Annotated in this window: 1 protein-coding gene; it reads right to left on the bottom strand. The window is 35.0% G+C overall.

What is annotated here, in order from left to right:
- Positions 1 to 363 (bottom strand): hypothetical protein (locus H3S73_RS13630; protein ID WP_198248932.1); only part of this gene is annotated, 363 nt, incomplete at both ends.

Genomic DNA, 363 nt, shown 5'->3' with positions numbered 1-363 from the left:
TATGGTTATTGGTGATTTTATTTATTAGTGTTTTTACGGATGCAAATTGATTTTTTGTGGTATCTGAGGCATATCTTTGCAGGTAAGCTTTTAATTCATTAATACTCTCTTGTGTTCCTCGACCTTTAAATGTTGCGGTTATCAGTCCATCTTTACTGTCAATAATCTCAAAACCACTAAAATTGGAACCATGTTTGGTTTTGAGCTGAGCCTCAAGTTGCTTATATCGCTCTTCCGGTAAGGTTAGACGAAACTCATCGGTAATTAAATCAGGATTCACTGTTTTTGAGTCAGTATTATTTATGACAACATTATTATCAATTACCGTTGCCAGCTTATTCACATCATTGACAGCACGATTGC

The organism is Gilliamella sp. B14384G12 (genome assembly GCF_016101825.1).
Lineage (GTDB): Bacteria > Pseudomonadota > Gammaproteobacteria > Enterobacterales > Orbaceae > Gilliamella > Gilliamella apicola_N.
The sequence above is the reverse complement of the archived record's forward strand: the minus strand, read 5'-3'. Positions and strand labels throughout refer to the sequence as shown.